Genomic DNA, 22,358 nt, shown 5'->3' with positions numbered 1-22,358 from the left:
CGCTGCCTGCTGCCGCAGACCCCGACGGAAGGCACCCGCCCGTGACCGCCCACACCCCCGCCGTACGGCTGCGCCGGGCCGCCTTCATCGGTGTCCTCTGCGCGGGCCTCGCCGTCGCCGGTACGGGCTGCGCGGAGAAGAAGGACCCCGACAAGGGCACGAACGGCGTCGGCAAGCTCGCCGCCGACAAGATCGAGGGCCAGGCCAAGGCCGCCGCGACCGCCGCGAACTCGGTCCACCTGGCCGGCACCCTCGTCACCGGCGGCAAGACCTTCACCCTCGACATGCGGCTCAAGGCCGACGGCGGCTCCGGCGAGGTGAAGTCCGCCGAGGACACCTTCCAGCTGCTGCGGGTCGGCGAACAGCTGTACCTGAAGGCCAGCGCCGCCTTCTGGGGCAAGTCGGACTCCGCGGGCAAGCTCGGCGACAAGTACGTGAAGGTGCCCGAGGCAGACCCCTCCTACAAGCAGTTCCGCGGCTTCACCGACATGCACGTCCTGCTGGACGGCCTCCTCGGCCTCCAGGGCAAGCTCACCAAGGGCGCCTACACCACCGTCGGGCACACCCGCGCGGTCCCCGTCTCGGCGGACGCGGGCAAGGGCGGAAAGCTGTCGGTGTCCCTGGAGGGCACCCCGTACCCGCTGCTGATGGAGCGCGCGGGCGGCGCCGGCCGGGTGGAGCTGTCCGAGTGGGGCAAGCCCTTCCCGCTGGAGGCTCCCGCGCAGGACCAGACCGTGGACTACGGCAGCCAGCTGCCGACCACCAAGGACGGCAAGGGCACCGCCCCCGGCGCCTCCCCGGCGCCCTCGAAGTCCTCCGGCCAGGGCGCCGACCCCAAGGGCTGAGCGGCGACGGCCGCTAGCGCCTGGCCTTCTTCCGCTTCAGCAGCAGCTTCGGCAGACCCGCCGGGATCGGCCTGCGGGTGACCGCCGGGGAGCCCACCGGACGCGCCGCCAGCGAACCCGTCGGCAGCTCCTCGGCCACCGCCACCGGCTCCAGGCGCAGCAGCCGGCACTCCCGGGCCCAGCGCTCCGTCATCCGCTCCGAGTCGGGCGCGTTCAGCCGCTTGCCCTTCAGCTCGGCGACGGCCGCCTCCCAGGACTCGCTGCCGGGCACGAGTTCCCGTACGGCCGCGGTCCAGCCCACGAGCCGGCCGCCCTTGTCCTTGCTGCGTACGGTCACCTCCGCCGAGGCACCGTCCGCGAGCCCGGGGAAGGGCTGCTCGCCGGGGCCGTCACCGAGCACGTGCGCGGCGCCGTCCACCCAGGCGTGCCACAGGGCCCGGTCGGCACCGCCGCCGCGGACCCAGATCAGGCCGGACTTCTTGGAGGCCTCCTCGACGAGGGCCAGGTCGAGTGCGCTGAGAGTCATGCGCACAGCGTAGGCGCTGCGCTCCCGCCCGCTACAGCCAGCCGTTGCGCCGCAGCGTCCGGTGGATCGCGAAACAGCTGCCCACGATGGCGGCCATCACCAGGGGATAGCCGTACTTCCAGTGCAGCTCGGGCATGTGGTCGAAGTTCATCCCGTACACGCCGCAGATCATCGTCGGCACCGCGACGATCGCCGCCCAGGAGGTGATCTTGCGCATGTCCTCGTTCTGCGCGACCGACGCCTGCGCCAGGTTCGCCTGGAGGATGGAGTTCAGCAGCTCGTCGAAGCCGATGACCTGCTCGTGCACCCGGGCCAGGTGGTCGGCCACGTCCCGGAAGTACTTCTGGATGTCCGGGTCCACCAGCCGCATCGGCCGCTCGCTCAGCAGCTCCATCGGCCGCAGCAGCGGCGACACCGCCCGCTTGAACTCCAGCACCTCCCGCTTCAGCTGGTAGATCCGGCCCGCGTCACCGCCCCGGGCGACCCCCTTCGCGGGAGCGGCGAAGACCGCGCTCTCCACCTCGTCGATGTCGTCCTGCACCGCCGCCGCGACCGCGATGTACCCGTCGACCACGTGGTCGGCGATCGAGTGCAGCACCGCCGACGGGCCCCGCGCCAGCAGCTCCGGGTCGTCCTGGAGGCGGTGGCGCAGACTCCGCAGGGAACCCTGGCCGCCGTGCCGGACGGTGATGACGAAGTCGGGGCCCGTGAAGCACATCACCTCGCCCGTCTCCACCACCTCGCTGGTCGCGGTCAGTTCGGCGTGCTCCACGTAGTGGATCGTCTTGAAGACCGTGAAGAGGGTCTCGTCGTACCGCTCCAGCTTCGGCCGCTGGTGCGCGTGCACCGCGTCCTCCACCGCCAGCGGGTGCAGCCCGAACGTGGCGGCGATCCCGGCGAACTCGTCGTGGGTGGGCTCGTGCAGCCCGATCCAGGCGAAGCCGCCGTCCTCGCGCACCCGGCGCAGGGCCTCACGCGGCGTCAGACAGTCCCCCTGCGCACGCCGCCCGTCGCGGTACACGGCACAGTCGACCACCGCACTGCTGGCGGAGGGGTCGCGGGTGGTGTCGTAGCCGGGCTGGACGGGGGTGGACTTGCGCAGCGCCGGACGGACGGCGGCACGGAGGTAGGGCAGCATCGACATGGCAGGCTCCTTCTCGCGCACGGCTGCGGACCGTACGGGTGGGAGGTCCCCCGCGACGGCCGGGGGCTGGCAGCCCGGGGCCCACGGAGGGAAACAGGACGGGAGGACAAAGTTCTGCCGTCGCTCTTCTGCTGATCAGAAGATCAAAGAGGGCTGGAGGAGCCCTGGAAGGACGCCGAAGAGCGGCTGGTACTGCACGATCGACTTCGGTCCATCGCAGCCCCACCTCCTCCGGCCGGTCCCCCGTGGGGGACGTCCTGTCGCCGGAGCCCTGAAACAACTCTTCTGAGTGCGGCCCCGACCAGCTGTCAACACTATCAGCCGACGGATGGTCAAGACCCGCCCTTTACCCGGCGGATACGAGTTCTATGCTCGCTCCATGGCAGAAATTCTGGCCCTCGTCGAAGCCCGGCTGCGCAGCACGCTCGGCGAACCCGACGCCCGCGCCTCCGTCACCTTCCTCGGCACCGACCGCATCGAGGTCCTCCGCTTCACCGACGGCGACCTCGTCCGGTACGCGACCCTCGGCATGTCCGCCCACCCCATGACCGACCCCACCGCCGTCGTCGCCGACCCGGTGCGCGGCCCGCGCGCCGAACTCGTGCTGACCGTACGGGCCGGCCTCGCCCCCACCGACAAGCTGCTGCGGCCCCTGGCCGTGCTCGCCGCCTCCCCGATGGTCGAAGGGCTCGTCGTCGCCCCCGGCGCCTCCCTCGACGTCGGCGAACCGCTGTGGGACGGCGCCCCGTTCACCTCCGTACTCGTCGCCGAACCCGGCGGACTCGTGGAGGACCTCGACCTCGACGAGCCCATGGATCCCGTCCGCTTCCTCCCGCTGCTCCCCATGACGGCGAACGAGGCCGCCTGGAAGCGGGTCCACGGAGCCGCCGCCCTCCAGGAACGCTGGCTCGCGCGCGGCACCGATCTGCGGGACCCTCTGCGTACGGCCGTCGCACTGGACTGAGCCCGGAGTGTGCCTGGAGTGAGCCCGGAGTGAGCCCGGACGGGTGATCGCGTCTTGACGGCGCCCCGGGCGGGGAGGAGCGTGCTTCTTATGAGGGGCGAACCGAGTTGCCCGAAGTGCGGTGGCCGGGTCCGTGCGCCCGGCCTCTTCTCCGACTCCTGGCAGTGCGCGGTGCACGGCGCCGTCCACCCGCTACAGCCTGTGATCCCGCCCAGCGTCGAAGGGCTGGAGGTCGTCGTCAACCGGGCGAACGTGCCCGTGTGGATGCCGTGGCCGCTGCCGGTCGGCTGGCTCTTCACCGGCGTCGCGAGCGCCGGCGACGACCGCAGCGGGGGCCGCGCCACCGCCGTGGCCTGCACCGGACCGGGACCGCTCGGCGGGCTCGGGGAGCTGGTGCTGATCGCGGAGGAACTCGGCGTCGGCCTCGGCTCCCGCTTCGCCGGCATCGACGCCCCTGACCCGGGCCCCTACATCAACGTCTCCGCCCCGCCGCACGCCAAGGTCGTCGCGGCGGGCCGCCCCACCCCGCTGTGGCACGTCAAGGGCGCCCCGGACGACCGCGCCGTCTTCGCGGGCGAGGCCCGCGGCCTGTGGCTGTGGGCCATCGTCTGGCCCGAACAGACGGGCCTGCTCATGTACGACGAACTCGTCCTCACCGACCTCCGCGACGCGGGCTCGGAAGTCGAACTCCTCCCCTGCGGCGCCCTGAGCCCACGCATCCTGGGGTAGGGGGGCGGGCGTACGGGGCTTGCGGCTCGGGCCCGCCATCTCCCCCTCGACCCCGTGGGGTCGGGCGGGGGTTGCCCACCCGCCCCCTCGTCTGCGGGCCGGCGGTGCGGGGGCGGTGTCCCCCCGGACGGTCTCAGGGAGGGTTGGGGGCTTCCCGTCAGTCCCATCGTCCTTCCGTGTCGTGCCGGCCTGTCAAGGGCGCTCCTTCGTCGCGTCGCTTCGCGATGGCCTTCGGCCACCCTTGACAGACCGACCCGCCCCGGAAAGCCGAAAGACTGCCGGGAAACCCCCAAAGAAACGGGACGGACGATCCTTGGAGGAGCGGGTCCCTCAGCGCTGAGACGAGCGGCCGGGCGCCGGCCTGCCGGGCATCCGGGCCCTCAGCGTCCCGATTCGGGGCCGGTTGCCCGGCTACCCGCACGAAAGGTTGATCAGAGCCCCCTGGGAAGCCGATAGGCGCGTCAGATCGCTACGCGCTCCTCTTTTCTCGGCGTCCGGCGACCGCCTTGGGCTGATACACGCACCAGGGGTTGATCAGAGCAGCCCAGAGAGCCGAGAGGCGCGACAGATCGCTACGTGCTTCTCTGGTCTCGGCGGCCGGCGGCGGTCTTGGGTGTCATTCTTGGTCCAGGGTCTCGATCGCTTTGACCACCAGGGATCGGGCATGTGCGCCGTACACGGCCATGGATCTCAGTTGTTCGAAGGCCTTGAGGTAGACGGCGATCTCCGATGGCTGGGTGATGTTGACCTCTGCGGAGAGGAGTTCCACCGATACGAGGGTGTCGTCGTAGACGTGGAACGTCTCCACGGGCCACATCGAGCGCGGGTTGACCGAGGTCGGGATGATGCCGAGGGAGACGGCGGGTAGGGCTCCGGCTGTGAGCAGGTGGCCGAGCTGGGCGGCTGTGGCGGCCGGGTCGCCCATGCGGTAGTACAGGGCGGCTTCCTCGATGACCAGGACGGCTCGGCGTCCTGGCCGGTGGACGACGCGTGAGCGTTCGACGCGTGCGCGGGCGGCTTCGAGCCCGCCGTCGGGGTATCCACGGAACGCGGCGATGGTGCTGAGCAGGCCGCCGGCGTAGCCCTCGGTCTGGAGAAGGCCCGGGACGAGGGTGGAGGAGTAGATCCGAAAGAGCTGGGTGTCTTCGAAGAACTGGGACCAGGATTCCTGGAGCTTCTTGAGGCCGCTTTTGACCTGGTGTCGCCACTCTTTGTAGAGGGTTTCGGCGTTCATGGACTGGGCGATGAGGTCTGTGGCCTCGTCCGGCAGTCCGCACGCATGACACCAGCGTCTTATGTCGCGGGCGGAGGGGGCTGTGCGGGCGTTCTCGATCCGGGACGTCTTGGAGTGGTGCCAGCCACAGACCTCCGCCAGTTCCGCCACGGTCAGTCCCGCGCCCCTGCGCAGGTCACGCAGCCGTACGGCGACGGCTTCGCGGGCGGCTTGCGCAGAGGACGAAGGGGAGAAGGGCATGGGGTTCCGGACCGGTTTCCTGCTGGCTCAGATCTTGTACTCGCCGTGTGGGATGGCGCGCGCCCAGACCGCGTCGAACGCCTGAGCACACAGCTTCGCGACGATCGGATCGTTGGTGATCTCCTCGCCCACGGACGACCCGTCACCGGCGAAATGATTCCACTGGACCCACTCGCCGTCGAACAGCCAGAAGTCGTTGCCCGGAAGAGCGATGTCCGACGCGCGGCGGCGAGGCAGCCAACGCACCTGCTCGCCTGCCGCGACATTGGTGAACGTGCCGTCGTAGAGGAAGCGCGTGTACTCACTGACGGGTTCGGAGACGACCCTGGCCCGTCTGACGGCGGCGCCACGGCCCACGGTGTCCGCGATCAGGCCGAGCCACGGGCGCCACCAGGAGTCTCGGTCCGCCGGATCGTACCGAAAGCCCCGTCGCCATTCGGCGAACGGACCCTTTTCGTAGTCGACGGCGTAGGAGTCCCGCATCTCCAGGTGCACGGCGCTCGTGCAGGTGGCCATCAGCTCACTGAACGTGGGCGTCGAGGACATCACAGGCCTCTCGGATCATGTGCAGCATGCGGGCGGGGATCCTGATCACGGCCTCGCCTTCGGGAATTCCCTTGGCGTGCCCGGGGAGTTCGGTGGCCGCGCACTCCGCCTCCAGTTCCGGACTCGGCTTCCATCCCTGGAGTACCAGCTCCTGGTGCTCCACGTCAGCCCAGACGGTCGGACTGTGCATGTCCCCGGTGTCGGGATCAATGCCTACGAACACTAACGCCATGTCAGCCCCCAGTAGCAGCCTGTGCAGTTCTGTGCATGAGAGTCCTGACCCCTGTGCCATACGTCAAGCCCCCTATGTAGCCAAACCCACTGACGGATGACCCGTGTGCACAAATCTGCACATGGCTGGCGATCAGGGTCGATGCCTCAACACGCTGACGTACATCACCCGATGACGACGGCACGGAGGGACACATGGCCACCCGCGACGTGCTCAGCCTCGACACGCCAGACGACCCGCGAGTACAGGTGAGCGCTGTATACGAACCCAGTCAGGACCTGCTCGACCGAGCTCGTGTCGGCTGGGAGCAGTTCCTCGGCATCGCCGACGAGCCGGCCGATGAGTGAGCAGTACGAGTACGTCCCCCACCGCCTCCTGCGCCGTCGTGTCCGCGACATCGCCTCGGGTACCGAGGGCGTGCTGATGGCTGTGGTCAACGAGAACGTCTCCGACACCGGCATCGAGCGCTGGATGGAGCTCGCCTACATCCGCAACTCCTCCGGCCGTGAGTTCACCACCGCCGTCACCAACATCGAGGCGGCCACCGCCTCCAACCCCTGAGGAGAGGTATGTCCACTCCGCTTCCGCCGCCCCCGTGCAGCACCAAGCCCCACACCCCGCCGACCCCCGCCCTGCACGGCCTCTTGGCCGCCCCGCAGCTCGACGCGGTCCGCGCCACCGTCCTGGACGACAACCCGGGCATGGAACCCGAGCTGGCAGCCCGGATCATCACCGAAGCCATCAAGTTTGTCGCCACGGCCGCCCAGGGCGCCGAAAACATGACCCCATCCCGGCTAGTGGACAAGGGCTGGCACGCCCTGATCCTCCACACCGCCCTCTACAGCCAGCTGTGCGCGCACTGGGGCAGCTTCGTCGACCACTACCCCAACCCCCACAACACGGAAGACACGCTGCACCCGGTCGCCCGGACCATCCAGTCGATCGAACGGGCCGGATTCCCCGTGGACCATCACCTCTGGGACGAACCGACACCCGCCCGGGCCGGCCACCGGTGATCTCCACCGAGTTCACGACCACCACAACCGACGTCGTCACCTGCGAAGCCTGCTGGCGAAACCCCGTCCAGGCCGCCCGCACCACCCACACAACCGGCAGAGACCTCCTCTGCGTGCCCTGCGCCCAGCAGAACAGCCCCACCCGCGTCGACCTCTTCCCACCCCTAGGCGTCTACAAGCTCACCTGGAGGAAGACCACCATGGGAAAGCACCGCAACCCCGGCTACCCCGAACAGCCCCCCAACCCCGGCCCACCCCTACCATCACCCCCTCCCACACCGACCCCCGGCCGCCCGCCCGTCTAGAAGCCGGTGCACCCCGGCTGCCCGTATCAGCCCAAGACGGCCGTCGGCCGCCGAGATCAGAGGAGCGCGTAGCGATCTGTCGCGCTTGGGGGCTTGTCAGGTCGGTCTGATCAGCCTCTCGTGCGGGTAGCCGCGCACCCGGTCCCGAATCCCGGCTCTTGCGGGCTCGGATGCCCGGCGGGCCGGCGCCCGGTCCCTCGCCTGGTCCCTGACGGGCCCGCTCCTCCAAGGATCGTCCGTGCCGTTTCTTTGGGGGTTTCCCGGCAGTCTTTCGGCTTTCCGGTTCGGGTCGGTCGGTCAAGGGTCGCCGAAGGCGATCGCGTAGCGACGCGACGAAGGAGCGCCCTTGAGGGACCGGCCCGAACCGGAAGGACGATGGGACTGACGGGAAGCCCCCAACCTTCTCTGAGACAGGGCGCGGGGATCCCGCTCCCCGCACCACCGGCCCGCAGACAGGGAGGCGGGTGGGCAACCCCCGCCCCACCCCACGGGGTCGAGGGGGAGATAGCCCGCCCGCGCCGCAAGCCCCGTACTCCCCCCGCCCGGCGGGGCCGGTTCCGGTTCGGGTGGGCGGTACCCTGGGGTGTCCCCCGTCCGCGTGAACCCTGGAGTCCGGCTGTGCGCATCGACCTGCACGCCCACTCCACCGCTTCGGACGGCACCGACACCCCCGCCGAGCTGGTGCGCAATGCCGCCGCGGCCGGGCTGGACGTGGTCGCGCTGACCGACCACGACACCGTCGGGGGATACGCCGAGGCGATCGCCGCGCTGCCCGCCGGGCTGACGCTGGTCACCGGGGCCGAGCTGTCCTGCCGCCTCGACGGCGTCGGGATGCACATGCTGGCGTACCTGTTCAACCCCGAGGAGCCCGAGCTCGCCCGTGAGCGGGAGCTCGTACGGGACGACCGGACCCCGCGCGCCCAGGCCATGGTCGGCAAGCTCCAGGGGCTCGGCGTCGACGTCACCTGGGAGCAGGTGGCACGGATCGCGGGGAACGGCTCGGTGGGCCGCCCGCACATCGCGACCGCGATGGTCGAGCTGGGGGTCGTCCCCACCGTGTCCGACGCCTTCACCGCGGACTGGCTCGCGGACGGCGGCCGCGCGTACGCGCAGAAGCACGAGCTCGACCCCTTCGACGCCATCCGCCTGGTCAAGGCGGCCGGCGGGGTCACCGTGTTCGCGCACCCCGCCGCCGTCAAGCGGGGCGAGTGCGTGCCCGAGTCCGCGATAGCCGCGCTCGCGGCCGCCGGCCTCGACGGCATCGAGGTGGACCACATGGACCACGACACCGCCACCCGCGCCCGGCTGCGCGGACTGGCCGGGGACCTCGGTCTGCTGACGACCGGCTCCAGCGACTACCACGGCAGCCGCAAGACCTGTCGTCTCGGGGAGTACACGACCGACCCCGAGATCTACGGCGAGATCACGCGCCGCGCGGCGGGGGCCTTCCCCGTGCCCGGCGCCGGTGGAGACGCCCGCGCGTAAGCGCCGCGCCCACACGCCCCCCTTCCGCTTTTTGGTAACACCCCTCACTGCAAGGCATCACTGTGTTTGATTTCGCCGTCTTCGGATCCCTTTTTCTCACGCTTTTTGTGATTATGGACCCCCCGGGGATCACGCCGATCTTCCTGGCCCTGACCTCCGGCCGTCCCGCGAAGGTCCAGCGCCGCATGGCCTGGCAGGCCGTCTGCGTGGCCTTCGGGGTCATCGCCGTCTTCGGTCTCTGCGGCCAGCAGATCCTGGACTACCTGCACGTCTCCGTCCCGGCGCTGATGATCGCCGGTGGTCTGCTGCTCCTGCTGATCGCGCTCGACCTGCTGACGGGCAAGACCGACGAGCCCAAGCAGACCAAGGACGTCAACGTCGCGCTCGTCCCGCTGGGCATGCCGCTGCTGGCCGGTCCCGGTGCGATCGTGTCCGTCATCCTGGCCGTGCAGAAGGCCGACGGGTTCGCCGGCCAGCTCTCCGTCTGGACGGCGATCGCCGCCATGCACGTCGTGCTGTGGCTGACGATGCGCTACTCGCTGGTGATCATCCGGGTCATCAAGGACGGCGGCGTCGTCCTGGTCACCCGTCTGGCCGGCATGATGCTCTCCGCCATCGCGGTCCAGCAGATCATCAACGGCGTGCTCCAGGTCGTCCGCGGCGCCTGACCCGGACCCCCGCCCGGAACGTACGAACGCCCCCGCACCGGATCGGTGCGGGGGCGTTCGTACGTGAAATCGTCAGGAGGACGCACTCTCGGCCGGTCGGATCAGGATGCGCTGGCCGATGGCGGCCGCCTGCTGCACGATCCGGTTGACGGAGGCCGCGTCCACGACGGTGCTGTCCACGGCGGTCCCGTCGACGTCGTCCAGGCGCAGAATCTCGAAGCGCACTGCTTCTCCCTTCGTCGGTGTTCTCCTTGCACAGGGGTCAACAGGGGAAGCACGAGAAACATTCCCTACGCTAAGGAAATTTTTTCCCTAGCTAACTACCGACCGCTAAAGGACTGCCAGAAGTTCACTAGTGCGCCCGCCGTGACCTGCGGGTTCTCCGCGTTGGGGGAGTGCTCGGCGCCCTCGACCACCACCCGGGAAGCCGCCAGCCGGACGGCCATCTCGTCCATCAGCGGCACCGGCCAGGCGTAGTCGACCACCCCGGACAGGACCAGCTTGGGCAGCGGCACCGCCGCCAGCTCCGCGACCCGGTCCGGCTCCGAGATCAGCACCCGCCCGGTGGTGATCAGCTGTTCCGGGACGGTGCGCAGCCAGCGCTCGTGCAGGAACGCCGACAGCTCGGGGGAGTCCGGCTCGGCGTCCGCCGGGTCCTGGGCCCGCATCGCGGCCCAGACGGTCTCCATGCAGGTGTCGGGCGCGGTGTCGCGCAGCTCCTCCAGGGCCATGACCAGCAGCTTCGTACGGGCCTGCTGGTCCTCGGCGATGGCGGCGGGCCCGCTGCTCATCAGGGTGAGGGAGGCGAAGGGGGAGGCGTCGCGCAGCACCGCGGCGCGCGAGATCAGCCCGCCGAGGGAGTGGCCGACCAGGTGGAGCGGGCCCGTGGCGTCCAGGGCCGCGGCCTGGGCCAGCACGTCGAGGGCGAGCTCCTGGAGTTCGTACGCGGTCTCCTCGCCCGGGCCCGGGGTCTCGTACTGGCCGCGCCCGTCGACGGCGACCACCCGGTAGCCGGCCGCGGCGAGCGGCTCCAGGAGGGCGATGTAGTCCTCCTTGCTGCCGGTGAACCCGGGGACCAGGAGGGCCGTTCCGTGCTCGGGCCCGCCCGCCTCGTGCACGGCGAACTCGCCGCGGGCGGTGCTCAGGCGGTACGCGCGGGCGGCGGGCGGCAGGGTGAGGCGCGGCGGCTTGCTCATGGCCCGAGGTTACCGGTCCGTAGCACCGCCACGGGATACGGGAACGGCCCCGGCCCCCTCGAAAGGGGACCGGGGCCGTTCCCCGGGCGTCGGCCCGGCCGGGTCAGCGGAACCGGCGGGTGGTGCGGACGGGCTCCGACGGCGGGGCCATCTGGAAGTCCGGCTCCGGCGCGGCGGCCGCGGCCGGCTTGCGGGACCGGGTCCGCCGGGGCGCGGGCGCCTCGGTGACCGTGCCGGTGACCACGTCGGGGATCGGGGTGGCCACGGCCTTGCGGGTCGGGACCCGGCGCGGCTTCTTCGGCGCGGCCTCGGCGGCCGGTGCCTCCGCGACCGGGGCCGGAGCGGCCTCCGCGACCGGGGCCGGAGCGGCCTCGGCGGCCTCGGCCGTCTCCACGGGCGCGGCGGCCTTGCGGGTCCGCGTCCGCTTGGGCTTGGCCGGGGCCTCCTCGGCGGCCACGGGGGCCTCGGCGGCCGGCGCCTCGGCCACCGCGGCGGCGGCCTTGCGGGTCCGGGTGCGCTTGGGCTTGGCCGGGGCCTCCTCGAGAACGGCCGGGGCCTCGACCACGACCTCCGCGACCGGGGCGGAGACCGCCACCGGCGCCTCGGCCACGGCGGCCTCGGCCGCGGCGGCGACGACGGAAGCGGTCACCCGGGTCCGGCGGCGGCGCGGCCGGCGCGCCTCGTCGGCGGCCTCGGCGGGAGCCCCCACGGCGGGGGCCTCCACGGCCGGGGCCTCGGCCACGGCCGTGGTCTCCACGCCCGCCTCGGCACCCGCCTCGGCACCGCCACGGGTGCGGCGGCGCTGGCGCGGCGTACGGGTACGCGCGGGGCGCTCCTCCGTCACCACGGCGGCAGCGGCGGCACCGCGGCCGCCACGGCCACCGCGCCCGCCGGTCTCGCCCAGGTCCTCCAGCTCCTCGGCCTTCAGACCGGCCCGCGTGCGCTCGGCGCGCGGCAGGATGCCCTTGGTGCCGGCCGGGATGTTCAGCTGCTCGTACAGGTGCGGGGACGTGGAGTACGTCTCCTCGGGCTCGTGGAAGTCGAGCTCCAGCGCCTTGTTGATCAGCTGCCAGCGCGGGATGTCGTCCCAGTCGACCAGGGTGACGGCGGTGCCCTTCGCGCCGGCGCGGCCGGTGCGGCCCACGCGGTGCAGGAAGGTCTTCTCGTCCTCGGGCGTCTGGTAGTTGATGACGTGGGTCACGCCCTCGACGTCGATGCCGCGGGCGGCGACGTCGGTGCAGACCAGCACGTCGACCTTGCCGTTGCGGAACGCGCGCAGCGCCTGCTCGCGGGCGCCCTGGCCCAGGTCGCCGTGGACGGCGCCGGAGGCGAAGCCGCGCCGCTCCAGCTGCTCGGCGATGTCGGCGGCCGTGCGCTTGGTGCGGCAGAAGATCATGGCGAGCCCGCGGCCCTCGGCCTGCAGGATGCGGGAGACGAGCTCCGGCTTGTCCATGTTGTGCGCGCGGAAGACGTGCTGCGCGATGTTGGCGACGGTGGCGCCCTCGCCGTCCTCGGAGACGGCGCGGATGTGCGTCGGCTGCGACATGTAGCGGCGGGCCAGGCCGATGACCGCGCCCGGCATGGTCGCCGAGAACAGCATCGTCTGGCGCTTAGCGGGCAGCAGGTTCATGATCTTCTCGACGTCGGGCAGGAAGCCCAGGTCGAGCATCTCGTCGGCCTCGTCCAGGACGAGGGCCTTGACGCGGGACAGGTCGAGCTTCTTCTGCCCGGCCAGGTCCAGCAGGCGGCCCGGGGTGCCGACGATCACGTCGACGCCCTTCTTGAGGGCCTCGACCTGCGGCTCGTACGCGCGGCCGCCGTATATGGCGAGGACGCGGACGTTGCGGACCTTGCCCGCGGTCAGGAGGTCGTTGGTGACCTGGGTGCACAGCTCGCGGGTCGGAACCACCACGAGGGCCTGCGGGGAGTCGGTCAGCTGGTCGGGCCTGGCCCGGCCGGCCTCGACGTCGGCGGGGACGACGACCCGCTCCAGCAGCGGGAGGCCGAAACCGAGCGTCTTGCCGGTTCCGGTCTTCGCCTGGCCGATGACGTCCGTGCCGGAGAGGGCGACGGGGAGGGTCATCTCCTGGATCGGGAAGGGGGACACGATGCCGACGGCTTCAAGGGCTTCGGCGGTCTCGGGAAAGATCCCGAGGTCTCGGAACGTAGTCAGGGTGCTGCCTCTTCTGTGAGACGCGGCGCGAGGCGGCGAGGGGGGTCCTACCGTGCCGGGTTTGCAGTACTGCTGTGTACATACAAAGCTGCGCGGGACCACTGGCCTTCGCTCAAGCGCTTCTGCCGCTGAGGGGGCCCCTCGTGCGATCGGTGCGCATGGACGCACCACCACACAGAGGGCGGTCGGGTGGAGCCGATCGGGCCACCGACCGGGCATCCTCATTCGGATGGCCCGCCGAGTACTCGGCAGGCGCATTACCACTGTACCCCGGAATCGCGCAGGTGTGTCGGGTGAATTCACCAGGTAGGCGTGTTTACCGGGGCCGACAGTGCGCAGGTGTGGTGACTTGTGGGGCCTTTCGGCGGGCTATTGTGCGGAGCATGTCGACCGTAGAAAACGCATCTCCCGCCGACGACGACGCCCAGGAGCAGCCGCAGGGCATCGCCGCCCAGGACTGGGCGACGGCCTCCGCCTCCCCCCAGTACCGGGCCGCCGTCGTGGACCTGCTCGGCGCGCTGGCGTACGGGGAGCTCGCGGCCTTCGAGCGCCTCGCGGAGGACGCGAAGCTCGCGCCCAGCCTGGGTGACAAGGCCGAGCTGGCGAAGATGGCCTCCGCCGAATTCCACCACTTCGAGCGGCTTCGGGACCGCCTCGCGGCCATCGACGCCGAGCCGACCGCCGCGATGGAGCCCTTCGCCAAGGGCGTGGACGACTTCCACCGCCAGACCGCCCCCTCCGACTGGCTGGAGGGCCTGGTCAAGGCCTACGTCGGCGACTCGATCGCCAGCGACTTCTACCGCGAGGTCGCCACCCACCTCGACACCGACACCCGCGCCCTGGTCGTCGGCGTCCTCGACGACACCGGCCACGGCGGCTTCGCCGTCGAGAAGGTCCGCGCCGCGATCGAGGCCGACCCGCGCTGCGGCGGCCGGCTCGCGTTGTGGGCCCGCCGGCTGATGGGCGAGGCCCTCTCGCAGGCGCAGCGTGTGGTCGCCGAGCGGGACGCGCTGTCGACCATGCTGGTCGGCGGCGTCGACGGGATGGCGGCCGGCTTCGACCTGGCGGCCGTCGGCGAGATGTTCACCCGGATCACCAAGGCGCACACCAAGCGCATGGCGGCCCTGGGCCTCGCCGCGTAGGCCCTGGCCGGGCGTTTACGGGACCACGTGGGCCGGGGGTGCTTCCCCCGGCCCCGTCGTGCTCGGGCGCGCGGGCGGCGCCACGGCGCGGGCCGGACCCAGGCCCACGCCCAGCGGGCCGTCCCGGCTTGGACCCGGCCCGGCCGGGAAAGCGGTGACTGCCGCGCGGCCAGTGCGGCTTCACCCTTGATGGCGCCGCCCGGCGCGCGCGGCTCCAGCGCGGCGCGAGGCGCGCTCAGCCGCCCGACGAGAGCGAAAACGGAGTGCGCCGGGGGGACCTACCGGGGCCGGTGGCGGGGCGCAGCAGCAGGGAGATGACGACGGCCGAGACGCCGACGCCGCCCAGCAGCGTCGCGAACAGGGTGTTGTGCCCCGGACCCAGCGACATGTGCGTCAGGTACGCGCCGAACAGGGCCCCGACCACGCCGCTGACCAGCACCGTTCTGGTGGAGGGCAGCCGTGTCGCGAGGACCCGCGAGGCGGTGCCGGCCAGGGCGAGGCCGAGCAGACCGGAGCCGAGCGCCTCCATCAGCAGCATCTGGTCACTCCCATGCGTCAGGGCGAACCGGGTCACTGCGGTCCTACCCGAAGCGGAAGAAAGGGAAACGGCCCGGCGGAACCATCCGCCGGGCCGTTTACTTCCTTGCTGGCTGCCTCGAAGAGCGTCAGAGCGCCCCGAAACCGACCTTGCGCACGCTCGGCTCGCCCAGGTCGACGTACGACAGGCGGTCGGACGGCACGAGGACCTTGCGGCCCTTGACGTCGGTCAGGCTCAGCAGCGGCGCCGTGCCGGACAGCGCGGCGGCCACGAGGGCCTCCAGCTCCTCGGCGCTCAGGTCGCTCTCCAGCACGATCTCCCGGGGTGCGTGCTGCACGCCGATCTTGACCTCCACGGCTTTGTCCCTCCGACGGTCCGGTTCGCGCGATCAGCCGCGCCGTACCCGGTCCACATTAGCCCGGAGAGGGGACACGATCGGCTCGCGGCGGACACGCTGGCAGCGAACAGCGCCGGTCAGGCCTCCGTACCGTGCAGCGGGAAACCGGCGATGCCGCGCCAGGCCAGCGAGGTCAGCAGCCCCACCGCCGTGTCGCGTGCCACCGGGCTCTCGCTGGAGAGCCAGTACCGGGCCACGACCTGTGACACCCCGCCCAGACCCACGGCGAGCAGCATCGACTCGTCCTTGGACAGGCCGGTGTCCTCGGCGATCACGTCCGAGATGGCCTCGGCGCACTGGAGCGAGACCCGGTCGACGCGCTCGCGCACCGCGGGCTCGTTCGTCAGGTCCGACTCGAAGACCAGCCGGAACGCGCCGCCCTCGTCCTCCACGTACGCGAAGTAGGCGTCCATCGTCGCCGCCACGCGCAGCTTGTTGTCGCTCGTGGACTCCAGCGCCCCGCGCACCGCCTGCAGCAGGTTCTCGCAGTGCTGGTCCAGCAGCGCGAGGTACAGGTCGAGCTTGCCGGGGAAGTGCTGGTACAGCACCGGCTTGCTGACGCCGGCCCGCTCGGCGATGTCGTCCATCGCCGCCGCGTGGTAGCCCTGGGCGACGAAGACCTCCTGGGCCGCGCCCAGCAGCTGGTTGCGCCGGGCACGGCGCGGCAGCCGCGTACCCCGCGGACGCGCTGCCTCGGTCTGCTCGATGGCTGTCACGCCGCCTCCCACTTTCTCTAAGAACACAGTGCGCTCTGCGCCGCGCCGCCATCGTACTTTTCGGTAACCGGATCTGGTGGGTTCAAGCCGAGTTTTCTCGCGGTACGGACCGCTTGGACACGCGCCGGACACGCTGGTCAGGGCCCGTCGGAGCGGCGGCGGGCGCGGTCAGCGGTAGTCCTCCTCGTCCAGCGGGACCACCCGGGCCTGCTCGGCGGCGTCCGCCTCCGGGGCCTCGCCCGGGTCCAGGCCGGAGAGCGGCTCGTCGTCCCGCGGCTGGATCTCGGTGTGCTGCTCGGCGGCGTCCGCCTCCGGAGCCTCGGTGTCGAGGGTCTCCTGGAGCTCTTCCCGGAACGTGTCCGGTTCCGCGGGATCGACAGTCATTGCGCTCCCCTCGCCTTCGCTCGTCCTCACTACGAGCCTAGGAGGATCGGGAGGGCGGCGCCAGACGGTCCTGTGACCGCGGACACAAGAGAACGCGAGGGGCCCGGCGTGATCGTCTCGTAACATTGGCCCATGTCTTCGACCGAGCCGCCGGGCGTACGGTCCACCGCCGAAGCGGCCTCCCAGCCGGGTGCCGTGCGGGTGGCCGAGGGGGAGCAGCTGCGCACCGTCGCGCTGCCGGGCCTGGAAATGAACGTACGTTTCCGGCCACCGCTGCGGGAGGGTCTGCCGCCCGCGCTGTTCGTGCACGGACTCGGCGGTTCCTCGCAGAACTGGTCGGAGCTCATGCTGCGGCTCGCCGGCACCGTCGACGGGGAGGCCCTGGACCTGCCCGGCTTCGGCTGGTCCCCGCCGCCCGCCGACCGGGACTACTCGGTGACCGCGCTCTCCCGCGCCGTCATCCGCCACCTCGACGCCGCGGGGCGCGGCCCGGTGCACCTCTTCGGCAACTCCCTCGGCGGGGCCGTCTCCACCCGCGTCGCCGCCGTCCGGCCCGATTTGGTGCGGACGCTGACGCTCGTCTCGCCCGCGCTGCCCGAACTGCGCGTGCAGAGGTCGGCCGTGCCCACCGCGCTGCTGGCGCTGCCGGGCGTGGCCGCCCTGCTCGGGCGGCTCGCGGTCGGGCTGACGGCCGAACAACGCACCAGGGGAGTGACGGACCTCTGTTACGGGGACCCCTCACGGGTGACGGCGGAGGGCTTCAGCGCCGCCGTCGAGGAGATGGAACGGCGCATGGCGCTGCCGTACTTCTGGGACGCGATGACCCGTTCCTCCCGGGGGATCGTCGACGCGTACACCCTCGGCGGGCAACACGGACTGTGGCGCCAGGCGCAGCGCGTGCTCGCGCCGACCCTCCTCGTCTACGGTGGGCGCGACCAACTGGTCTCGTACCGTATGGCGCGCAAGGCCGCCGCGCACTTCCGCGGCTCGCGGCTGCTGTGCCTGCCCGAGGCCGGGCACGTCGCGATGATGGAGTACCCCGAGGTGGTGGCCGCGGCCTTCCAGGAGCTGCTGCGCGACACCGCCGGGCGGGAAACCGACCGAAGTACCGAAGACGGCAAGGGCTGAGGACGTGGGACGACATAGTCGCAAGGCGCCGGCCCCCGTCCGTCCGCTGCCGGAGCCCGAGGCGCCGCTGCCGCCGTACGAGCCGCAGGGGTACGCGGCCGACCCCTACGGGGACGGGCTGTACGCCCCCGGCCCGTACGAGCCGGCGCCCGCGCGGCACCCCCGGCCGCCGCAGGGCGGTACGCGCCCGTCCGCCGAGCCGACCGTCGTCCACGAGGGGTACGCCTCTCCGCGCGGCCCCCGCCCCGTCGGCCACCCCGAGCACCGGGAGGGCGGCGGCACCCGGGGTAGCGCCCCCGCTCCCGCCGGCGTCTACGGGGACTGGCGAGGCACCCCCCGAGCCGCCACCGCGGCCCCGCCCGCAGCCGCGCCGGCCACCGGGCCCGCGCCGGCCGCGGAGCCCGCCCCGCGCGACCCCTTCACCTCCACCGGCTCGCACCGCCGGGTGCCCGGCCCCCGCCGGCCCGAGGCGGAGCCCGCCGCGCCCGCGAGCGGCCGCGGCGCGAAGATCCGTACGTACACCGGGATGGCCGCGGCGGCCGTCACCACCGTGCTCGCGGTCGTCGTCGCCGGACAGGTCGCCGCCGACGGCGACTCCGACACGGCCGCCCGGGCCGCCGGGGACGACGCCCCCCAGCGCACCCAGACCGACAGCTCCCCGGCCTCCCGCTCCGACGGCCGCGCCACCCCCTCCGTCCCGCCGGCCGCGGCCGCGGAGCCGGCGACGTACGAGCAGCGGATGGCGCAGCAGCTGCCCATCGACGCGAAGCTCACCGGCCCGGGCGCCTTCGACACCGTGCCCGGAGTCGCCAAGGCCCCGGGCCGGGGGAAGAAGGTCCGCTACCGGGTCGACGTGGAGCAGGGCCTCGGCATGGACGCGCAGTTGTTCGCCGACGCCGTGCAGCGCACCCTCAACGACCCGCGCAGCTGGGCCCACGGCGACGCGATGACCTTCGAGCGGGTGCCGGGCGGCGAGGCCGAGTTCGTGATCACCCTGGCCAGCCCCGGGACCACCGGCGTCTGGTGCGCCAAGTCCGGACTCGACACCACGATCGACAACGTCTCCTGCGACTCCGCGTCCACGGAGCGCGTGATGATCAACGCGTTCCGGTGGGGCCAGGGTTCGCAGACCTACGGCGCCGACCAGATGCTCGCCTACCGGCAGATGCTCATCAACCACGAGGTCGGACACCGCCTCGGACACGGGCACGTCAGCTGCCAGACCCCGGGCGCGCTCGCGCCGATCATGCAGCAGCAGACGAAGTCCCTCGACATCGACAACATTCACTGCAAGCCCAACCCCTGGGTGTTCCCGGGGAGTTGACCCAAGGGTGCGGGCGGGCGGGCGGTCGCTTCGTTGACAAGCCGTCCGATCGTCGGTCATTGTTCTCCGCATGTCGCACCGCCACACCTCCGCCGCGAGCGCCGCCATCGAGCTGGCGCTCCTCGGTGTGGCCGCGCACAGCGTGGCCGACATCTTCTGTCGCTGACGCCCTGTCCTGAGCGCGCGACCACCCTTTCCCTTTCACAGGCTCCGCCGCGCCCGGGCACTTCCCCTGCCCGCGGGCGCGGCTCCTTCTTCTCCCTCCCGGTCCTGTGGCGCTCCGTGCGCCGTCCGCCGTGGTGATGCCGGACGCCGTCCCCGCGTGGCTCCCGACACATCTCCTTCCACGCCGAGAGGTCCGTTTCCCCATGCTTCCCGCCGGTTCATCCCGTCAGTCCCGCATATCGCGCCGCATCGCCGCGGTCACCGTCAGCCTCGTCCTGGCCGGGGGCGCCGCGGCGTGCGGGCCCGAGGACGCGGCGGGCAAGGCCGGCGGCGACTCCGGCAAGCCCGGCGCCGCCGGGACCCCGCAGAAGGGCGGCACCCTCACCGTCCTCAACACCGAGCCGCAGAACGACTTCGACCCGGCCCGGCTCTACACCTCCGGCGGCGGAAACGTTCCTTCGCTGGTCTTCCGCACCCTGACGACCCGCAACCGCGAGGACGGCCCGGCCGGCGCCAAGGTCGTGCCCGACCTGGCCACCGACACCGGCCGGCCCAACGCCGACGCCACCGAGTGGACGTACACCCTCAAGGACGGGCTGAAGTACGAGGACGGCAGCCCCATCACCACCGCCGACATCAAGTACGGCATCGAGCGCTCCTTCGCCGCAGAACTCTCCGGCGGCGCCCCCTACCTGCGCGACTGGCTGGTCGGCGGGGAGACCTACGAGGGCCCCTACAAGGACGGCGGCAAGGGCCTCGACTCCATCGTGGTCCCCGACGCCAAGACCATCGTCTTCAAACTCCGCAAGCCCGAGGGCGAGTTCCCCTTCCTCGCCACCCAGACGCAGTTCGCCCCCGTCCCCAAGGCCAAGGACACCGGCACCAAGTACGAGGAGCACCCCGTCTCCTCCGGCCCCTACAAGGTCGTCAAGAACGGCGGCGACGGCGAGACCCTGCTGCTGGAACGCAACGAGCACTGGGACCCCAAGACCGACGAGGAGCGCAAGGCCTACCCGGACAAAATCGACGTCCGCTCCGGCCTCGACGCCGCCGTCGTCAACCAGCGGCTGTCCACCAGCTCCGGCCCCGACGCCGCCGCCGTCACCACCGACACCAACCTCGGCCCCGCCGAACTCGCCCAGATCGGCGACAACAAGGAACTCGCGGGCCGCGTCGGCACCGGCCACTTCGGCTACGTCAACTACCTCGCCTTCAACCCGAAGGTCGCCCCCTTCGACAACCCGAAGGTCCGCCAGGCCATCGCCTACGCGATCAACCGCACCAGCGTGATCAACGCCGCCGGCGGCTCCGCGCTGGCCGAGCCGGCCACCACCTTTCTGCCCGAGCGCGAGGCCTTCGGCTTCACCCCCTACGACCACTTCCCCGCCGGCAAGACCGGCGACCCGGCCAAGGCCAAGGAGCTGCTGAAGGAGGCCGGTCACCCCGACGGGCTCACCATCACCCTCACCCACTCCAACGCGCAGAACCGCCAGACCAGCCCCGAGGTCGCCACCGCCGTCCAGCAGGGCCTCGCCGCCGCCGGGATCACCGTCAAGCTCGAAGGCCTGGAGAACAACGCCTTCAACGAGCGCCGCTGGGACGCCAAGAACACCCCCGGCTTCTTCCTCTCCCGCTGGGGCGCCGACTGGCCCTCCGGCGGCCCCTTCCTCGCGCCGATCTACGACGGCCGCCAGATCGTCACCAACGGCTCCAACTACAACCACGCCCAGCTCAACGACCCGGCCGTGAACACCGAGATCGACGAGATCGCCAAGCTCACCGACCTCGCCGCCGCCGGCAAGCGCTGGGGCGCCCTCGACAAGAAGATCGGCGAGCAGGCCCTCGCCGTCCCCCTCTTCCACCCCGTCTACAAGCGGCTCGTCGGCAAGGACGTCAAGAACGTCGTCATCAGCGACTGGACCGGCGTCCTCGACATCTCGCAGGTCGCGGTCAATTGAAACCTCCCCTCCCTGGAGGGAGGGGATTCCTGGCTCACTTCGCCTGGCACCTAGCAGGTGGCGGGTCTTACAAGATCGGCACCAGCCGGGTTGAGACCAGCCCGGACGAGCATCACGCGGGCGGAGTTCTCGTCCCTGGGGGACACGGCTCCGCACGCGGTGCACGTATAGGTTCTCTCGGAAAGAGGTAGTGCGTGCTTGGCTCTCGCTCCGCACTGCGCGCAGTCCATGGTGGTGTGCGCGGGGTGGACCAGATGCACCGTACGCCCGTGCTTGCGGCCCATTTCGACCAGCGCCGTCTTGACCGTGCCGATCGCGGCGTCGGCCGCCTTGCGGGCCATGCTGGTCTTCGCCAGGAACTTCGGCCGGAAGTCCTCCACGGCGATGTGGTCGAAGTCGCGGACGACGGCCTTGGCCCACTTGCGGCCGGTGTCGGTCCGCTGACGGGCGACCTTCTTCGACACCTTCGCGGCCGCCTTGCGTGCCTTGCGGTACCCGGCACTGTCGGGCCGGTTCCTCGGTGTGGCTCGGCGCGCCATCATCCGCTGGTAGCGGCCAAGCCTCTGCGCGGCAGTCCTGCCGTGCTGTGCGTGCGGCAGGTCGTGGGCATCGGAGGTGGTGGTGGCGGTCTCCTTCACGCCCCAGTCGATCCCGATGGCCCGGCCCGTGGCGGGCAGCGGCTCGACCGGAACCACCGCGACGAAGCTCGCGTACCAGTGGCCGAGGCCGTCCTGGTACACCCGCACCGACGAGGGAGCCGAAGGCAGTCCGCGGGACCACACCACCGTCAGTGCGATCCCGCCGGCCAAGTGCAGACGGCCGTCCTTGATCCGGAAACCGCGCTGGGTGTAGTTCAGCGACGGCGCGGCCTCGCGCTTGCGCTTGATACGCGGCATCCCGGCCCGCTGCCGCACCGGCAGCTTCGCCTTGGCGTCCTTCAGCGCTTTGGCGCGGGACTTGGCGAAGTCCCGGATGACCTGCTGCTGTGGAACCGAGCTGCCTTCCCGCAGCCACGCCATCGACTGCCGCGCCCCGGTCAGCAGCCTGTCGAGCTGCGCCGGACCACACGTCGTGGTCTCACCCGTGGCCCGGTTGTGCTCGTGGACCTTGCGGGACATCGCCACGCACTCGTTCCACACCCACCGGCACCGCGCCCACTCCGCGTCCAGCCGGGCGAGCGCCGTGGACGACACGCGCAGCCGGAAGGTGTACCGGGCGTGCCCGGACCCCTGCTCGGCCATCGCGGTCGCCGTCACGCTCCGGAACCTGACAGCCCCCACTGACAACGAAAGAGAGCGCAGGT

27 protein-coding genes are annotated in these 22,358 nt (G+C 71.6%); 14 read left to right on the top strand and 13 right to left on the bottom strand.

Features of this window, described 5'->3' with window-relative positions; genetic code table 11:
- The first annotated feature begins 41 nt into the window (after positions 1–41).
- Positions 42–845: a hypothetical protein gene (locus ABD973_RS10525; RefSeq protein ID WP_125822407.1), complete on the top strand. Its 804-nt coding sequence runs from the start codon at positions 42–44 to the stop codon at positions 843–845.
- Between the two features lie 13 nt (positions 846–858).
- Here the strand turns inward: ABD973_RS10525 and ABD973_RS10520 are convergent, their stop codons facing one another.
- Both ABD973_RS10520 and ABD973_RS10515 read right to left on the bottom strand, forming a co-directional pair.
- A complete protein-coding gene (locus ABD973_RS10520; RefSeq protein WP_345499968.1) occupies positions 859–1,371 on the bottom strand; it encodes a hypothetical protein in 513 nt (170 codons plus the stop codon).
- A gap of 31 nt (positions 1,372–1,402) precedes the next feature.
- Entirely contained in the window at positions 1,403–2,515 is a 1,113-nt protein-coding gene (locus ABD973_RS10515) for a magnesium and cobalt transport protein CorA (protein ID WP_125822408.1), read from the bottom strand.
- A gap of 379 nt (positions 2,516–2,894) precedes the next feature.
- On the opposite strand from ABD973_RS10515, the gene ABD973_RS10510 reads away from it, so the two are divergent.
- Together ABD973_RS10510 and ABD973_RS10505 are read left to right on the top strand one after the other, a co-directional pair.
- Complete coding sequence (locus ABD973_RS10510) at positions 2,895–3,479, top strand: suppressor of fused domain protein (protein WP_007266361.1); 585 nt, start codon at positions 2,895–2,897, stop codon at positions 3,477–3,479.
- Positions 3,480–3,569: 90 nt separating this feature from the next.
- On the top strand, positions 3,570–4,208 hold the full coding sequence (locus tag ABD973_RS10505; RefSeq protein WP_125602981.1) for a DUF6758 family protein: 639 nt from the start codon (positions 3,570–3,572) through the stop codon (positions 4,206–4,208).
- Between the two features lie 616 nt (positions 4,209–4,824).
- Here ABD973_RS10505 and ABD973_RS10500 read toward each other — a convergent pair.
- Genes ABD973_RS10500 through ABD973_RS10490 form a run of 3 tightly spaced genes read right to left on the bottom strand, consistent with a single transcriptional unit; the run spans position 4,825 to position 6,460 of the window.
- Positions 4,825–5,682 (bottom strand): helix-turn-helix domain-containing protein, encoded by an 858-nt coding sequence (locus tag ABD973_RS10500; RefSeq protein WP_125822409.1) that lies wholly within the window; start codon positions 5,680–5,682, stop codon positions 4,825–4,827.
- A gap of 27 nt (positions 5,683–5,709) precedes the next feature.
- Positions 5,710–6,198: a DUF6879 family protein gene (locus ABD973_RS10495; RefSeq protein ID WP_241253376.1), complete on the bottom strand. Its 489-nt coding sequence runs from the start codon at positions 6,196–6,198 to the stop codon at positions 5,710–5,712.
- A 4-nt stretch (positions 6,199–6,202) separates the two neighbouring features.
- Positions 6,203–6,460, bottom strand: coding sequence for a hypothetical protein (locus tag ABD973_RS10490; protein ID WP_345499962.1), 258 nt, complete (start codon positions 6,458–6,460; stop codon positions 6,203–6,205).
- Between the two features lie 194 nt (positions 6,461–6,654).
- Here ABD973_RS10490 and ABD973_RS10485 point away from each other — a divergent pair, with 194 nt between their 5' ends.
- From ABD973_RS10485 to ABD973_RS10460, 6 genes are all read left to right on the top strand, one after another.
- Entirely contained in the window at positions 6,655–6,807 is a 153-nt protein-coding gene (locus ABD973_RS10485; protein ID WP_164720953.1) for a hypothetical protein, read from the top strand.
- The gene (locus tag ABD973_RS10480; protein ID WP_125822412.1) at positions 6,800–7,021 is read left to right on the top strand and encodes a hypothetical protein; all 222 of its coding nucleotides are present in this window, start codon (positions 6,800–6,802) and stop codon (positions 7,019–7,021) included. Before ABD973_RS10485 ends, ABD973_RS10480 begins: the two co-directional genes overlap by 8 nt.
- Before the next feature lie 8 nt (positions 7,022–7,029).
- Positions 7,030–7,476, top strand: a complete 447-nt coding sequence (locus ABD973_RS10475) for a glycine-rich domain-containing protein (protein ID WP_345499961.1) — start codon at positions 7,030–7,032, stop codon at positions 7,474–7,476.
- The gene (locus ABD973_RS10470; protein ID WP_345499959.1) at positions 7,473–7,781 is read left to right on the top strand and encodes a hypothetical protein; all 309 of its coding nucleotides are present in this window, start codon (positions 7,473–7,475) and stop codon (positions 7,779–7,781) included. Before ABD973_RS10475 ends, ABD973_RS10470 begins: the two co-directional genes overlap by 4 nt.
- Positions 7,782–8,399: 618 nt before the next feature.
- Complete coding sequence (locus ABD973_RS10465; RefSeq protein ID WP_345499957.1) at positions 8,400–9,266, top strand: PHP domain-containing protein; 867 nt, start codon at positions 8,400–8,402, stop codon at positions 9,264–9,266.
- Positions 9,267–9,328: 62 nt separating this feature from the next.
- Positions 9,329–9,934: a MarC family protein gene (locus ABD973_RS10460; protein WP_125822416.1), complete on the top strand. Its 606-nt coding sequence runs from the start codon at positions 9,329–9,331 to the stop codon at positions 9,932–9,934.
- 72 nt (positions 9,935–10,006) lie between these two features.
- Here the strand turns inward: ABD973_RS10460 and ABD973_RS10455 are convergent, their stop codons facing one another.
- The 3 genes from ABD973_RS10455 to ABD973_RS10445 form a co-directional block, all read right to left on the bottom strand.
- Positions 10,007–10,159 (bottom strand): hypothetical protein, encoded by a 153-nt coding sequence (locus ABD973_RS10455; RefSeq protein ID WP_007266367.1) that lies wholly within the window; start codon positions 10,157–10,159, stop codon positions 10,007–10,009.
- Between the two features lie 95 nt (positions 10,160–10,254).
- Positions 10,255–11,130: an alpha/beta fold hydrolase gene (locus ABD973_RS10450; RefSeq protein WP_345499955.1), complete on the bottom strand. Its 876-nt coding sequence runs from the start codon at positions 11,128–11,130 to the stop codon at positions 10,255–10,257.
- Positions 11,131–11,233: 103 nt separating this feature from the next.
- Positions 11,234–13,237: a DEAD/DEAH box helicase gene (locus ABD973_RS10445; RefSeq protein ID WP_386381590.1), complete on the bottom strand. Its 2,004-nt coding sequence runs from the start codon at positions 13,235–13,237 to the stop codon at positions 11,234–11,236.
- Between the two features lie 449 nt (positions 13,238–13,686).
- On the opposite strand from ABD973_RS10445, the gene ABD973_RS10440 reads away from it, so the two are divergent.
- Positions 13,687–14,445, top strand: a complete 759-nt coding sequence (locus ABD973_RS10440; RefSeq protein WP_125603230.1) for a ferritin-like fold-containing protein — start codon at positions 13,687–13,689, stop codon at positions 14,443–14,445.
- Between the two features lie 235 nt (positions 14,446–14,680).
- Here the strand turns inward: ABD973_RS10440 and ABD973_RS10435 are convergent, their stop codons facing one another.
- From ABD973_RS10435 to ABD973_RS10420, 4 genes are all read right to left on the bottom strand, one after another.
- Positions 14,681–14,983, bottom strand: coding sequence for a hypothetical protein (locus ABD973_RS10435; protein ID WP_185899655.1), 303 nt, complete (start codon positions 14,981–14,983; stop codon positions 14,681–14,683).
- Between the two features lie 127 nt (positions 14,984–15,110).
- Positions 15,111–15,338, bottom strand: a complete 228-nt coding sequence (locus tag ABD973_RS10430; protein ID WP_125822418.1) for a DUF3107 domain-containing protein — start codon at positions 15,336–15,338, stop codon at positions 15,111–15,113.
- Between the two features lie 119 nt (positions 15,339–15,457).
- Entirely contained in the window at positions 15,458–16,096 is a 639-nt protein-coding gene (locus tag ABD973_RS10425) for a TetR/AcrR family transcriptional regulator (protein WP_007266374.1), read from the bottom strand.
- A 168-nt stretch (positions 16,097–16,264) separates the two neighbouring features.
- Positions 16,265–16,480 (bottom strand): hypothetical protein, encoded by a 216-nt coding sequence (locus ABD973_RS10420; RefSeq protein WP_125822419.1) that lies wholly within the window; start codon positions 16,478–16,480, stop codon positions 16,265–16,267.
- 132 nt (positions 16,481–16,612) lie between these two features.
- Here ABD973_RS10420 and ABD973_RS10415 point away from each other — a divergent pair, with 132 nt between their 5' ends.
- The 4 genes from ABD973_RS10415 (at position 16,613) to ABD973_RS10400 (ending at position 21,055) form a co-directional block, all read left to right on the top strand.
- Positions 16,613–17,608 (top strand): alpha/beta fold hydrolase, encoded by a 996-nt coding sequence (locus ABD973_RS10415; RefSeq protein ID WP_125822420.1) that lies wholly within the window; start codon positions 16,613–16,615, stop codon positions 17,606–17,608.
- Between the two features lie 4 nt (positions 17,609–17,612).
- On the top strand, positions 17,613–18,932 hold the full coding sequence (locus ABD973_RS10410) for a DUF3152 domain-containing protein (RefSeq protein ID WP_125822421.1): 1,320 nt from the start codon (positions 17,613–17,615) through the stop codon (positions 18,930–18,932).
- Between the two features lie 70 nt (positions 18,933–19,002).
- Positions 19,003–19,098: an Ms4533A family Cys-rich leader peptide gene (locus tag ABD973_RS10405; protein ID WP_312847459.1), complete on the top strand. Its 96-nt coding sequence runs from the start codon at positions 19,003–19,005 to the stop codon at positions 19,096–19,098.
- A 202-nt stretch (positions 19,099–19,300) separates the two neighbouring features.
- Complete coding sequence (locus ABD973_RS10400; protein WP_206436560.1) at positions 19,301–21,055, top strand: ABC transporter substrate-binding protein; 1,755 nt, start codon at positions 19,301–19,303, stop codon at positions 21,053–21,055.
- Positions 21,056–21,105: 50 nt separating this feature from the next.
- Here the strand turns inward: ABD973_RS10400 and ABD973_RS10395 are convergent, their stop codons facing one another.
- Positions 21,106–22,296, bottom strand: a complete 1,191-nt coding sequence (locus tag ABD973_RS10395; RefSeq protein ID WP_345504547.1) for an RNA-guided endonuclease InsQ/TnpB family protein — start codon at positions 22,294–22,296, stop codon at positions 21,106–21,108.
- Between the last annotated feature and the right edge of the window lie 62 nt (positions 22,297–22,358).

The organism is Streptomyces racemochromogenes, from assembly GCF_039535215.1.
In the GTDB taxonomy this organism is placed as follows: domain Bacteria; phylum Actinomycetota; class Actinomycetes; order Streptomycetales; family Streptomycetaceae; genus Streptomyces; species Streptomyces racemochromogenes.
The sequence above is the reverse complement of the archived record's forward strand: the minus strand, read 5'-3'. Positions and strand labels throughout refer to the sequence as shown.